The organism is Phragmitibacter flavus, assembly GCF_005780165.1.
GTDB classification, from domain to species: Bacteria; Verrucomicrobiota; Verrucomicrobiia; order Verrucomicrobiales; family Verrucomicrobiaceae; genus Phragmitibacter; species Phragmitibacter flavus.
This window is the reverse complement of the sequence record NZ_VAUV01000014.1, coordinates 1-13,312: the sequence shown is the minus strand read 5'-3', so window position 1 is coordinate 13,312 and position 13,312 is coordinate 1. Positions and strand designations below refer to the sequence as shown.

General features: G+C 53.3%; 12 protein-coding genes. 4 read left to right on the top strand and 8 right to left on the bottom strand.

The window, feature by feature from the left end; all coding sequences use genetic code 11:
* Positions 1–35 precede the first annotated feature (35 nt).
* The 7 genes from FEM03_RS17955 to FEM03_RS17925 form a co-directional block, all read right to left on the bottom strand.
* Entirely contained in the window at positions 36–743 is a 708-nt protein-coding gene (locus FEM03_RS17955; RefSeq protein WP_138087674.1) for an FkbM family methyltransferase, read from the bottom strand.
* Positions 744–908: 165 nt separating this feature from the next.
* Positions 909–2,225: an ABC transporter ATP-binding protein gene (locus FEM03_RS25675; RefSeq protein ID WP_138087673.1), complete on the bottom strand. Its 1,317-nt coding sequence runs from the start codon at positions 2,223–2,225 to the stop codon at positions 909–911.
* 37 nt (positions 2,226–2,262) lie between these two features.
* Positions 2,263–2,958: an FkbM family methyltransferase gene (locus FEM03_RS17945; RefSeq protein WP_166442967.1), complete on the bottom strand. Its 696-nt coding sequence runs from the start codon at positions 2,956–2,958 to the stop codon at positions 2,263–2,265.
* 35 nt (positions 2,959–2,993) lie between these two features.
* On the bottom strand, positions 2,994–4,295 hold the full coding sequence (locus tag FEM03_RS24525; protein WP_166442966.1) for an ABC transporter ATP-binding protein: 1,302 nt from the start codon (positions 4,293–4,295) through the stop codon (positions 2,994–2,996).
* Positions 4,296–4,333: 38 nt separating this feature from the next.
* On the bottom strand, positions 4,334–5,194 hold the full coding sequence (locus FEM03_RS17935) for an ABC transporter permease (protein ID WP_138087671.1): 861 nt from the start codon (positions 5,192–5,194) through the stop codon (positions 4,334–4,336).
* 299 nt (positions 5,195–5,493) lie between these two features.
* The gene (locus tag FEM03_RS17930) at positions 5,494–6,036 is read right to left on the bottom strand and encodes a hypothetical protein (RefSeq protein ID WP_138087670.1); all 543 of its coding nucleotides are present in this window, start codon (positions 6,034–6,036) and stop codon (positions 5,494–5,496) included.
* A 61-nt stretch (positions 6,037–6,097) separates the two neighbouring features.
* Positions 6,098–6,928, bottom strand: coding sequence for a class I SAM-dependent methyltransferase (locus FEM03_RS17925; RefSeq protein WP_166442965.1), 831 nt, complete (start codon positions 6,926–6,928; stop codon positions 6,098–6,100).
* Between the two features lie 643 nt (positions 6,929–7,571).
* On the opposite strand from FEM03_RS17925, the gene FEM03_RS17920 reads away from it, so the two are divergent.
* Genes FEM03_RS17920 through FEM03_RS17910 form a run of 3 tightly spaced genes read left to right on the top strand, consistent with a single transcriptional unit; the run spans position 7,572 to position 10,826 of the window.
* Positions 7,572–8,330, top strand: coding sequence for a class I SAM-dependent methyltransferase (locus FEM03_RS17920; RefSeq protein WP_138087668.1), 759 nt, complete (start codon positions 7,572–7,574; stop codon positions 8,328–8,330).
* Positions 8,331–8,387: 57 nt separating this feature from the next.
* Positions 8,388–9,539, top strand: a complete 1,152-nt coding sequence (locus FEM03_RS17915) for a glycosyltransferase (protein WP_138087667.1) — start codon at positions 8,388–8,390, stop codon at positions 9,537–9,539.
* 42 nt (positions 9,540–9,581) lie between these two features.
* Positions 9,582–10,826, top strand: a complete 1,245-nt coding sequence (locus FEM03_RS17910; RefSeq protein WP_138087666.1) for a glycosyltransferase — start codon at positions 9,582–9,584, stop codon at positions 10,824–10,826.
* A gap of 8 nt (positions 10,827–10,834) precedes the next feature.
* On the opposite strand, the gene FEM03_RS17905 is transcribed toward FEM03_RS17910, so the two are convergent.
* A complete protein-coding gene (locus FEM03_RS17905; protein WP_166442964.1) occupies positions 10,835–11,974 on the bottom strand; it encodes a glycosyltransferase family 2 protein in 1,140 nt (379 codons plus the stop codon).
* Between the two features lie 131 nt (positions 11,975–12,105).
* On the opposite strand from FEM03_RS17905, the gene FEM03_RS17900 reads away from it, so the two are divergent.
* Complete coding sequence (locus FEM03_RS17900) at positions 12,106–13,179, top strand: hypothetical protein (RefSeq protein ID WP_138087664.1); 1,074 nt, start codon at positions 12,106–12,108, stop codon at positions 13,177–13,179.
* The last annotated feature ends 133 nt before the right edge of the window (positions 13,180–13,312 follow it).

Genomic DNA, 13,312 nt, shown 5'->3' with positions numbered 1-13,312 from the left:
TTGAACGTCAAATTTCATCCCGTTCTTAAGAAGCGTCAAAAAGGGACTTGGTCTGGCTTTTCCTTGTTTCGATAAACAACGTCAAAATAGCTTCCGCCGGCTTTTCGTTCTGCGAATCGTTTGCGCGAGCATTCTTCGAATCCTTGAGTCTTCAAAAAATGAGAAACTTCGTCTACGGTGCAGCATTTCTCATACGATTCAAAATCCGCCACCTCTAGTTTGATATACCGAAATTTTTTCAGCAATCCTCCTCCACCTTTTAAGATCAACAATTCGGCCCCTTGGACGTCTAAGACGAGTGCTTGATACCTACTCAGGTCTATTTTCTCTGTCGTAACAAGCTGGTTTAATGTAATACTGGTGAGCGTGATGGCGCTAACATAGTCGACCGTTGGCCAAATTTCCCTATGTTGCTTTAAATTCAGGATCGATGATGACATGCCGCCATTGCTCGCAATATTTAACACGTAGCTGGCTCCATTGATGTCGCTCAGTAGATACTGGTAAGCGACTTGTTTTTTCAGTCCGGAAATGTTTTTGGTGAGTTGTTCGAAAACATCGGGAATGGGTTCTACCCAGATGACATCCAATCCCAACGTATTGTAGTGAAGCCTTTCCTGTCCTGTGTTTGCTCCAATGTGAATAACGCCGGTCACGTTTTTCAGAAATTTGTCCTGATCTTTCGACATCATTTTTTTCAACTGCCCGAATAAAGATCGAAGAAAATTTAGGCTCATTTGCATTGATGCTGTTAGCTGGAAGGGGTGTTTAATTTTCCGTTTATTCGGCAAGTTTCATCATTGATGATTTCTTGGACGACTTTTTCGGGGGGGTGCGACTTCCTACTCAAAATCTGCACCGACTGTGAACAATTGTCATCGGGTTTCGAAACTGTTCCATCAAGGGATTCACGTCAGTCCCCCCTCGACTAGTCGGACATTGTCTCCCAGCAAAGGTATTTGTCCAAATCCGAGGTCATTCCTAAAATTCCAATGCGTAGGACCCATGACACATGAATCGATCTCTAACTTGATACAACTCGAAAGATAGTGATCCCATGCAACATTAGTGATTGAAGTCGCAATATCCATTGTGTATTCTCCAGCGGCTAATCGCATAGGTTCTGACGTGAACTGGAGCGTATACGTTCCTGCTCTGCTGGGGAGGGATTGTCCGGTGAAAAGTTGTAGCGAGAACATGGCCAACTTTTGCCCGGTTATATCTATCAAGAATAATTCAATTGAGAGATTCGGGGATCCATCGGTCGTAAACGTAACATTGACGTCGATAGTAGTTTGATCACTCGCTTCAACTGCTTTGTTTGGGTGCTTGTTTGTGTTTTGGACCTGGAGAATTGTGGTGTGTTTGCCAGTTCCTGAAGGAGTGAATATGACTCCGTTCTGCTTGGTCGCCGCTAGGTAGTCGGATATAACGTCCTTTGTTTTTCCACTGGACTGGATTGTTCCACTTGACAGAGCGATCGCACGTGTTGTGAGCCCGTTCACCGCCGCCATGTTGTGGCTGACAAAAAGGACGGTCCTCCCATGCCCGGCCACGTCTTTCATCTTCCCCAAACACTTCTTCTGGAACTCGGCATCTCCCACAGCGAGCACTTCATCCACGATCAAAATTTCGGGCTCCAAATGAGCGGCGACCGCAAATGCCAGCCGCACATACATTCCGCTGCTATAACGCTTCACGGGAGTATCCAAAAACTTCTCAACCCCTGAGAAATCGACGATCTCATCAAATTTACGTTTCACCTCGTCCCGGCTCATACCCAGAATCGCCCCGTTCAAATAGATGTTCTCACGACCGGTCAATTCGGGATGAAACCCGGTTCCCACCTCCAAAAGACTGGCGACCCGGCCCTTGATCCCAATGCGTCCGCTCGTAGGTTCGGTGATGCGGCTGAGAATCTTCAGAAGGGTGCTTTTTCCTGCCCCGTTCCGCCCGATGATGCCCACCACTTCCCCGCGTTTGATTTCAAAAGAAACATCTTTCAACGCCCAGAACTCCTCCTGACCTTGACTCAACTGGCTGTGGCCATGGGACGATGTTCCGGTGGCCCGGCTCTGTTGAAAACCTGCTCTCAATCGGCGAAATGGCGAGCCGATTAATTCCTGGATGGCATGACGCAAACCATCCCCAGATCCCCGGCCGTTCTTGTGGCTGATCAAATACTTTTTGGAGAGGTTTTCTACCTTAATGACAGTGTCTGACATGAAATTGATTTAATCGCTGCGCTGAACGCAATTTTCGCTAGTCCCTTCTAAAGACGTTCACATACCCATTCTGCAGGACGCCTTCAAACCCGGAATTGAGCACACACCGGATCATTTCAAACATGGAATCGTAACCGGTTTGCACGGGATGGAATTCAACGACCAACAATTTGATTTCGGTGGGCAGATGACTCCAGTCAATCGCGGTCTCCTCTCCCTCAATGTCCACGACCAGCACATTGGGCTTGGCCGCCAGAGACTGCCATAGCGTGGTAAATTTGCATCCGGGAACTCGGATATTCTCAGTCTCTTCAAAACCCAGACAAACACTGTCACTCCAAAAGTCTGGCCCGACATAAAGGTCCACTTCTTCATCTTTGGTGGTGACAGCAACCTTGAGAACTTGGGGAGCAAGACCATTCAACCGGTAGTTTTCCTTCAAGCATTCGGCCGTTCGTGGATTCGCTTCAACCGATACCACCGACGCCGCGCCACAATTTTTCAGACAATGCAGGCCGATGAAACCAATCGCACTGCCCAGTTCCAAGACACGATCCCCTTCCTTTACCCAGGTCGCACATGCATCAGCCTCCATCAACTCATACTCACCCTCAATCAACACGGCACGCATCTTGGGACTCATGCCCTCCAGAGAAAACTGAATGCCTCGCAGCGTGATAACGTTTCCCGTGCTGTTGGCACTGTTTCCCAGATGCTCCTCGGTAACCTCCATTTTGGCCGACGGATTCCCCCATTTGCTGAACCATCTCAACATGAAATGCTTCCCTGCAAAATCTCGACTTTGGACGGCGGAACCATCGCGCCGTGTTCTCTGACATGGGGAAACGTCCGTCCCTCCGTGGGAGATTCAACAATCTCAAACCGCAGCACGTTGTCCACACTGTCAAATGTTTGAGTATTATGACTGCCAACCCACAACGTCATTGAATACCATCCAGGAATCAGTGGCGGAAGGTCAATCGCAAGCTTTAGCTTGATGGCTTTTTCCGATTCAGAAATGAACGGTTCCAATTCCGGCAGCGCCTGCATCAAAGCCATCCCCGTCGAATCGAGAATATCCACAGCTATAAACGCCTTCTGGCACCGCTCCCGTCCCACTAGGTCAAGCGTCAGCTCCAGAACTTTGCCCGACTCTCCATCCTTCATCTCAAACATCGCGCATTTAACATAAAGAAGCGCACCGACTCCGTCGTCGTCCCTAAGCCAATGTTGACTCTTTCCCCAGCCATCTCTCCCCATATAGAAGTCGATGCAATCTGTGACCTCACCCTGGTGTTCGATCCGGCCCTTCTCCAGCACCATCCCACGGTCGCACAAAGTCTGCATGGCCATCATGTTGTGACTCACAAACAGCACCGTCCGGCCATTCCCCGCCACGTCTTGCATCTTGCCAAGACACTTCTTCTGAAACTCTGCGTCACCCACCGCCAACACCTCATCCACAATCATGATGTCCGGCTCAAGGTGCGCAGCCACCGCAAAGGCCAGTCGAGCATACATCCCTGACGAATACCTCTTAACCGGTGTATCAAGAAACTGCTCAAAACCCGCAAAATCAACCATCTCATCAAATCTCGATCGGATCTCCTGACGCCGCATGCCTAGGATCGCGCCATTCAGATAAATGTTCTCACGACCTGTCAGTTCCGGATGAAAACCGGTGCCAACTTCCAACAAACTTGCAATTCGACCCTTGATCCCGATGCGCCCAGTGCTGGGTTCAGTGATGCGGCCGAGAATCTTGAGCAGTGTGCTTTTCCCCGCCCCATTCCTGCCGATAATACCCAGAATTTCTCCACGCTTGACCTCAAAATTAATGTCGTGAAGCGCGTGGATCTCCTCCTTTAGCTTGTCTCTTGAGCACACCACTCTGAAAGTCCGATCTTTTGCCACTTCTGATTTTTTACCCGCCCTCATAAAACCAAAGGGGGCCATCACCGCAGCCTGAACCAGATGCCGCAGATCATTTCCGGAAGTTAGGTCACCACAACGGTTGATGAGATATCTCTTGGAAACATTCTCAACCTTTATGACTGCGTCGTTCGCCATGAAAACTCGACATCATCCTCTCTGCACATCCCGTCGGCTTAAATGACATCCGCGAAAGTCCGTTCGGTTTTGCGGAAATACCAAATGCCACCAACCAGCGCCACCAGAGCAACCCCCAGCGACAATAGGAAGCCTGGCAAATATACACTCGATTCGCCGCCCAAAATCGCCCACCTAAATCCATCAATAACACCGACCATCGGGTTAAGGCTGTAGAGCAGGAAGGCGACGTCACCAAATTTCTCGCGGATGACCGCGCTGCTGTAGGCAACGGGAGAGACATACAGTCCAAACTGCACAATGAATGGGATCACAATCCGAAAATCGCGAAACTTCACGTTCAGCGCTGTCACAATCAATCCCGGTCCCAACGCCGCCAGGAAGGCCAGCAATACAAATGCTGGAAGACATACAATGCGCCAGCTTGGGACAAACTGATACCAGATCATCATGGCGATCATGATGAGGAATGAAATAAGAAAGTCGACACACGCCACCACCACCGAACTCGCTGGAATGATCAGTCTCGGGAAATACACCTTGGAGATCAATCCCGCATTACCCACCAGACTTTGGCTGGATGAACTGAGCGCGTTGGAAAAGAACTGCCACGGCAACAACGCGGCGAATACCATGATGGCGTAGGGAGCGGTGCCCTGAGAGGGCAGTCCCGCGACTTTTCCGAAGATGATGGTCATGATGACCATTGAAAAGAATGGCTGCAACAGAGCCCAAGCAGCACCGGCAACGGTTTGCTTGTAACGCACGGTGACATCGCGCCACGCAAGGATAATAAACAGCTCGCGGTAGCGCCACAGATCCAGCCAGTAATGCTTTTCCGTGCGACCCGCTTCCAGCCAGAGATCAAACTCAGCTTCAGGTTCGGGACCAGTGACCATGACAGGAGATTCAGCCATAAATTAACTTAACTGGGGCGCATCAGCAAATCCAGCGCTTGCCGCCATGTTCTCGTAAACTGTTGCCACGTCATCCGCCTGGTTAGCACGAACCTCACGCCATGCAACCATCTGCCCAATAGGTGCGGCGCCACCGCCGGTTGTTGGCGCAATCGCATTGCCAGCACATACACACGGCTAAAGTAATACTTCGGTAGATGGCCTTCTTTGTGCAAAAGATGACCGACTTTCAATTCCGGCAAAAACCTCATTCGGCAGGCATGTTGACGGGCTCGAAGCGCCTACTCCGTGTCCTCTCCACCTTCAATGGGCGTTCCCAATCCAAGCTCTTCATTAAACAATCCAGTCTTTCCAACAACATCCGCACGGAAAAACATCGTCACGGAGCTGCTATGCCACATCTGGCGACGCAAAGTCAAACGCTCGCCCATCTTCGTCGCGTCTCCCATTGGAACCACCGGCCCAAACGGCACCTGTGTGGTGACGACATAATCCATGCCGGCCGCGAAAACTCCGCGCATTGCCCTCCAAAACCCAGCCGGATAAAAAGCATCATCGTCAGGAAATCCGATAATGGCATCCGACGGTGGAGGATTTTCAGACAAATGAATCAAAGCCAGATTACGGTTCTTTGAATGTGGCAGCAGGGCAGGTTCCCGGTAAGTCTTGATCCACCTTTTGTTGAGAAACTCCGGCAGTTCCTCGCCCTGGTCGCCATACCAAACCACATGCATCATCAGCCCGTTTCGCTGCGACGACAGCGATGTCACCAATCTCCTGATTTTGGCATGCGACGACTGCGTCGCCCGGGTTTGCGTAATCAAGTGAATGCTGGGATTCGGCATATTGGCATGACCGATACATAGGACTGCTTCACTAACCGGACTAGCCGCACAATGTTTCCCTACGACTGGCAACCGTCACAGCTGGAAAAAGCTTTGCCGCCAAGGCCCCACCCTGCAAGGAAGGAACCGTATCAAACAACCATTCGCCCAACCAGACGCCACTCCGCACCCACCCGCTCTTCCAAGGCCGACCAAGGCGAAAGATGGCGGTATCTCCAAATTGATGACGCCTCAACGTTTTAATCATCTCCCCATAGGTCCACTCTTGAAAATGAAAACAGTTGAGTTCCTTCCCAAAATATCGGGATACGTCATGCGGTCCTGACAACCGGTGAGGCGTGTCGAAGACATACCAGCCGCCTGGTTTAAGGAGACGGCTGACATTCTCGAAATGCGGTTCCACATCGTCGGGATGCAGATGCTCCAGAAACTGGTAACTGAAAATTACATCCGCACACCCATCGGGAAGGGGCACGGTTTCTCCATCGTAGACGACCAGTTCAAAATTAGACGGAGAACGATCCGACATTGCCCGCTGGTCGGAGATATCGATCCCGATTACCCGTTTGGCAATCTTTGCTGCTTCGAAACTCAATCGACAATCCCCCGGAGCGAATTCGATGAAGGTGTCACCTGATTCCAAAAATGGACGTAACAGGCGCATTTGATTGTCCACATTCCGTCGGCTTGCCTCGGGAGACTCCGTGCGAGTAAGGCGTGGATGATCGGGGACCCTGGCAAAGAGTTCAGTATACAATGCCCCCAGCAGTTGGGGCCGCTCCGCACGAGTGCTGTGGCGGAGCCGACTGGCGAGCTCCTTCTCCACTTCATAATGCACCCTGATTCGTTCTATGGGGCGTGTATCAGACATAATTGAACCACTAACTTTTTTCGACGCTGGCTTGGTCAGATTTGAGCCCATCGGAACAGAAGAGTTTCACTGGGACAAACTGCCGTCCTCGGTGGCCTCTTTTGCCATCGGACAAATTTCTCGGGGTTGTTGATTCGTTGCCAATACAGGTGCTAGCGGCGCACGGTGTATAGCAAGAGTTGGGCTCAACACCAAACGAAATTTCTTTTTCATTTTAAGTTCCTGCCTTAGGGATACCCTAGGGAACTGTTCTAGGTCAGCTGGCGGCTCCACAAAAGTTCAGAATGGTCCGTCCAAATTCGTGGTCCCCTATACACCAGGCTCAAAATGAGGGACTTGTGCAACCACAGCAGGTCAGTCGAAATGGAATATTCTGGTGTCAATGTGCTTATCTCATCATAATTTGTCATTAGAGAGATTAAAAAATGGCATGTTTTTAACCTGGTCGCTGATAAGTGACAGAAGGAATCTCCCTTATGCCCAAAAAGCGCAAAATTAGGCGATCATCTCGCAACAATTGCATGGTGTTTAAATCATTCAATTGCCTCGCTTGCGTTTCTCAATTTATGTTCCACCATCGCCTCGCGTGAAAGACATCATCGGAAACCGCAAACGAATCCAGCTGGGCCAAAAATTGCGCCTTATGGGACTGACCCTAAAGGAGAATGGCCTGCTTTACACCTTGTTGCTGAGCGGTTATTACGGCGGCAGCGGCCTGTCCAACCTCGCCTTTGAGCGCATGCAAACGCTGCGTAAGAAAAAGGGATTGCCAGGGCTGAACAGTCGCAGCCTGAACACCCAAATTTGGGACGACTGGGACTGGCAGGCAGGAGGAGACGAATGGACTCCATCACCCGAATGGAAAAGCTCGCTGGTGAAGTCGATCCTGCTGCCCAACGTGCCTCAGGGGAGCCGCATCGTCGAAATTGGCCCTGGGGCCGGACGCTGGACGGAACACCTTATCCCCCTCGCCAGTGAATACCAGGGCATCGACATCTCGAGCAAATGCGTAGAAATTTGCTCCGCGAAATTCGCCGCCCATCAAAACGCCACATTCCGAACCAACGATGGCAACAACCTGCCGGGTGTTGCGGATGCCAGCATCGACGTCATCTGGTCATTCGACGTTTTTGTTCACATCAATCTCGCCGACATCGCCACCTATCTGGACGAGTTTAAACGTGTCCTGAAACCCGGTGGCGTGGCGATCATCCATCACGGAACCACCGCCGGCCACTCAGGCGGGTGGCGGAGCGATGCCACGACGGCTGAGCTCAATGACCTCATCGTCTCGAAAGGTCTCGTGGTAAAAGCTCAGTTTGGCGATTGGGAAGACGACGGAAAACGCTTCGAAGTGGGCCTTTACCAAGATCAAGTGACGGTCATCTCCAAGCCCGCATGATGTCTGCAAACCTGGGCCTGCGGATGAGTGTTCCATTCAAGCGCATGCGCATGGTCCATGAAGGCTGATCCCGCCAACGAATCAAGCACCCTAAACCTGCGGGTTCTCCATGTTTTGCATGGATTGCACGCCGGCGGAATGGAAAACGGAGTGATCAACCTTGCGCACGGACAGCTGCAGCGTGGTATTTTTCATGACGTGTGCGCTCTCACCACATCGGGTCCCTTTGCTGATCGCCTGCCCGCTTCCAGCAAAGCTTCCCCGCTCAACAAACCCGAAGGCTTCTCCTTCAAGACCTGCCTCAAGCTGCGACGCCTCATCCAAACTACCCGCCCGGACGTCGTGCATTCCCACAACTCCAGCGGGCTGATCTACAGCGCTTTCGCTCTTGCGCTACCGGGAATCCGAATTCCACTGCTCGCAGGTGAACATGCCCAGCTCACGGCTGGAGAGAAGGCACCCCACCGCCTGTTCATCCGGCGCTGGCTCTATCGACTGGCTTGCAAAAAGATCCATACCGTGTCAGCGGGACAGCGCGACGAGTTGCTCCAACTGAACTTGGCGGCTCCAGAAGCCATCCTCTCAATATCCAATGGCGTCGATACGGAACGCTTCCACGTCCAATCGAAGGAAACAAAAAAGGCCGCCATCAACCTTCCTGAGAACGCCCTCGTTCTCGGCATGGTGGCACGACTGGCTCATCACAAACGGCATGATCGTCTGCTGGATGCCTTCCAACAAATTGCCCCCAATCATCCCAAACTGCACCTCGCCCTCGTCGGCGACCGGGGCAATGCCAAAGAGGCCATCCTCGATGCCATCGGTGCCCATCCCTTCAAAGATCGCATTCATTGGTTGGGCATGCGCGACGACCTGCCCGAGGTCTATCCCGCCTTTGATCTCCTCGTGCTGCCTTCGGAATCCGAAGGCATGTCCAATGTCTGCCTCGAAGCCATGGCTTGTGGCGTTCCGGTCGCCGCCAATGACTCCTGCGGCGCCACCGAAATCATCGTCGATGGCGTCACCGGCGTCATCCGCTCCATGCCAGATGCCAGCGCCATTGCCAGCCATCTCGAATCTTGCCTGTCTGACCCGTCAGTCCTCCTCACCTGGGGTCAAAATGCCCGACGACACATTGAGCGAAACTTTTCCATCGCCAGCATGATGGATCGCTATGAGAAGGTCTATCGCGACCTGCTCATCCGCTGACCACCCGAAATCCAGCATGCCTACCTACCTTTTCCGCAACCCATGGGCCTGAAAATTCTCTGGATCAAAACCAGTCCTCTCCACCCGTTGACGCGCGGTGGCGATCTTCGTTCCTTCCACATGCTGCGGTGCCTGAACAAGGATCACCACGTCGTGTATTCTGGCATGACCTCCGGACCAGTGCAAACCGAAGGAGCCAAACAGTGGCCGCTCTATTCTGCCGAAGCGCATTGGAATGATCACCGGGAACCCACCAAAACCAGCTGGTCCTTTCTGTTCGGCGCAGCATCGAATGCTGTCTTCAGCCGACTTCCCTACACGCTCACCCGCTTCCAGTCGAAGGCCTGGCAAGCCCAAATCCGCAAACTGATCCAAGAACAAAAATTTGATCTGGTGATTTGCGACTTCCTCGCCCCCGCCCCCAGCCTGCCTTGGGATGTCCTGCAAAAGCCCGGCTCCCCAGCGCTCGTGCTGTTCCAACACAACGTCGAAAGCCTCATCTGGCAGCGCCGCGCCGAACACGCGTCGAAGTGGTCGGGATTCTACTGGCACAACCAGTGGCAACGCATGGAGCGTTATGAACAATCCATCTCCGCCAGATTCGATGGCGTGGTCGCCGTCTCCGCAGAAGACGCCCGCTTGTTTCGCGAACGCTTTCAATTGGACAACGTTCTCGGCGACGTGCCCACCGGAGTGGACGCCGCCTACTTCCAAGCCGTTCCCCGACAGATCAGCGACATCCCCACCATCGTCTTCCTTGGTTCCATGGACTGGCATGCCAACGTCGATGCCGTCGTCCAGTTTGCCGCCCACGCCTGGCCGAAAATTCGTGAGGCGATCCCCGACGCGCGCTTCCAAATCATCGGTCGTGCCCCGCTTCCACCCGTGCAGAAACTTGCTGAAATCCCTGGCATCGAAGTCACCGGCACCGTGCCCGACGTTCGCCCATTGCTGAGAAATGCCCATGCCATGGTAGTGCCCCTCCGCGTGGGAGGCGGGACGCGCATCAAGATTTACGAAGCGATGGCCGCCGAAGTCCCCGTCATCTCCACCAGCATCGGAGCCGAAGGCTTGCCTCTTGTGGCCGACAAAGAAATCTTATTTGCCGACACCGCCGACGAGACGGTTCATCAAGTGGTGCGTTTGCTCAACAACCCATCCATGGCCAAGACAATTGCCAGCAACGCCCTGGCTCGCATCACCCGGGAATACACTTGGGAAGCCGCCACCAAGTTGTTCGAAACCCACTGCCTGGAAGCCCTGCAACGCGCCAAACGTCGGCAGTGAACCCACGCTTATCGCGATTTTTGCCACACCCTCTGGAAATCATTCCGAAATCTCAGATAAGTGATCAACGCTGACAGGCAACTCCACTGCAACACCAGAAACGCCGATGGAATGGTAAAAACCTTGTGCTTGAGATTGGGAAACCTCCAGCCGAGGAACCCAAGCAAATACAAAATACCCTGACCAGCTGCAAACAGCTTCACCAGGGGCGACCCAATCCCGAATATCGTCAGCACCGCAATGGCGATCAGTATCCAGGGAACCGCCAGACGCAGATACTTGTGCGAGATCACCTGCCACCAGATCCGGCAACGCCAGGGCACGATCCAGTTTGGATACCGAAACATCATCTGGTAGTTCCCCACCAAGGTCCTCAGCTTGCGACGCTTTTCATGATCAATCGCCAGCGTCTGAGGATCAAAGGCTCGCGCATCGCGCAAAAACAGCACCCGTTTCCCCTTCGCGGCAATGCTCATCGGGATCACCACATCATCCAGCAAGGTATCCTCAGGAATCGGTGCATACAGGTGCCGTTTGATCGCATAAATCGCCCCGGTGCAGCCAACCGAAGCATCAAAAATGCCTTCCCATTCACGCAGCTTCTTCTCCAGTTTCCAATAGACGTCCATCCCCTTGCCTCCGCCAGCTAAAGAAGCCGCAATCTCCAACGACCCGCTCACCGCGCCAACTTCCTCATCTTCCAAAGACTCCAAAAACTTCACCACGACATCCGACTCAAATGTCTGTCGCACATCACAAAAAACGACCACATCGCCTTGAACCTGCTCCAGTGCCGCATTCAGACCCGCCGCCTTGCCGCGTTTTGACGGCCACGAAATCACTTTCACCACCTCACCGCCATAAGCTCGCGCCAAAGCCTCGCTGTCATCCTCACATCCATCACACACCACCCAAATTTCTCGATCCACCGGACACTCCAGCGACAGGAGGTTGTCCAATCGCGCGCCCAATCGGGATGCTTCATTGTGGATGCAGAGCACCATGCTCACGAGCTTCACCTTTTCACTCTCGTCTTTCCCTTTCCTCCTGGGGAAAACTCGCGCCAACAGCGCCATGATCGCAGGGTAACCCACATGAATATAAACCAATCCCACCAAGAGAGTTGCAATGGCCAGAGAGTATTCCATTTTGTCGATAAGCGTCGTGTCCTTTAGCTGCGAACCCTCCCTCGTGCAATGCCTGAAATCCCCGTCCATCTACCCTCGCGCCTGATGTTTTTGCAGCGCTGCATCATGAACGCCACCCCGCTCCAAGTCTCATGATCAAAGGCTTCGACCAGTGGTTGCTGCCCCATTTGCGGCAAAAGATTCATGCGGCTCCCGTCACCGATGTGATGCTGGCGGTCTGCGATCACTTTGAACCTTTTCATCACACCGACAAAGCTGGTGCCCTTGGCCGGATGAAACTCTGGCGTGAGAAGTGGCCGACCGTGGTCGCCCAGTTCAAAGATCACGACGGCATCGGCCCACGTCATTCGTTCTTTTATCCGATCGAACAATACGACCGGGACGTCATCAACGAACTTGCCGCGCTGTGCCGCGATTCCGGCGGCGAAGGCGAAGTGCATCTGCATCATCACAACGACACCGCCGAAAATCTCATTGCGACCTTGGATAAGGGCAAAGATCAGATGGCCTCGCACGGACTCCTGTCCCGCGACCAACGTTCCCAAATCACCTACGGCTTCATCCACGGAAACTGGGCCCTTGATGACTCTGATCCCACCGGCAAGGGCTGCGGCGTTCGCAACGAACTCGCCATTCTCAAACAAAGCGGATGTTATGCCGACTTCACCATGCCATCGGCGCCGCACCCAACGCAGACCAACATCATCAATTCCATCTACTACGCGCGCAGCACGCCGCATGGGAAATCTCACAATCGCGGCGATCTCGTCAATGCAGGTCAGCCCCACCCTCATCGCGATGATCCCGATCACCTGCTTTTGATTCAAGGTCCCCTCGGCCTCGAATGGCGGCGGCGCAAATGGGGCGTTCTACCACGCGTTGAAAACGGCGACCTCACCGGCACCAATCCTCCCTCCGCCTTCCGCGCCCGGCGCTGGCTACAGCTCGCGCCCTCACTCGTCAACCGACCCGAATGGCGTTTCATCAAACTCCACACCCACGGTGCCATCGAGCGCAACCGCGAAGCCTTCCTCGGTGACGCTTCCACCCGCTTCCACAGCCAGCTTGCCGAACTTGCCGACGAAATCGGGTTCCGGCTCCACTACGTATCTGCCCGCGAAATGACCAATATCATCCTCGCTGCCGAAGATGGTCAGAATGGCGATGCGGGCCAATGGCGCAACTACCGCTATACCAAAGGGTAGTCTTTTATAGGGGTAGGGACGGCGCATTGGTTTGCGCCGCCCCTCCCTCCGAACCGGACTGGCGGGTTTCCCGCATCCGGCTCTCCGATTGTTGAGTGCTGACAGTGGTTTCCCACTTGCGTCAGGTTTCAGG

What these genes read in the sequence shown, in the direction of transcription:
- FEM03_RS17955 (WP_138087674.1), bottom strand. Translation starts at nt 743, where the DNA reads ATGCAAATGAGCCTAAATTTTCTTCGATCTTTATTCGGGCAGTTGAAA.
- FEM03_RS25675 (WP_138087673.1), bottom strand. Translation starts at nt 2,225, where the DNA reads ATGTCAGACACTGTCATTAAGGTAGAAAACCTCTCCAAAAAGTATTTG.
- FEM03_RS17945 (WP_166442967.1), bottom strand. Translation starts at nt 2,958, where the DNA reads ATGGAGGTTACCGAGGAGCATCTGGGAAACAGTGCCAACAGCACGGGA.
- FEM03_RS24525 (WP_166442966.1), bottom strand. Translation starts at nt 4,295, where the DNA reads ATGGCGAACGACGCAGTCATAAAGGTTGAGAATGTTTCCAAGAGATAT.
- FEM03_RS17935 (WP_138087671.1), bottom strand. Translation starts at nt 5,194, where the DNA reads ATGGTCACTGGTCCCGAACCTGAAGCTGAGTTTGATCTCTGGCTGGAA.
- FEM03_RS17925 (WP_166442965.1), bottom strand. Translation starts at nt 6,928, where the DNA reads ATGTCTGATACACGCCCCATAGAACGAATCAGGGTGCATTATGAAGTG.
- FEM03_RS17920 (WP_138087668.1), top strand. Translation starts at nt 7,572, where the DNA reads ATGGGACTGACCCTAAAGGAGAATGGCCTGCTTTACACCTTGTTGCTG.
- FEM03_RS17915 (WP_138087667.1), top strand. Translation starts at nt 8,388, where the DNA reads ATGAAGGCTGATCCCGCCAACGAATCAAGCACCCTAAACCTGCGGGTT.
- FEM03_RS17910 (WP_138087666.1), top strand. Translation starts at nt 9,582, where the DNA reads ATGGGCCTGAAAATTCTCTGGATCAAAACCAGTCCTCTCCACCCGTTG.
- FEM03_RS17905 (WP_166442964.1), bottom strand. Translation starts at nt 11,974, where the DNA reads ATGGAATACTCTCTGGCCATTGCAACTCTCTTGGTGGGATTGGTTTAT.
- FEM03_RS17900 (WP_138087664.1), top strand. Translation starts at nt 12,106, where the DNA reads ATGATCAAAGGCTTCGACCAGTGGTTGCTGCCCCATTTGCGGCAAAAG.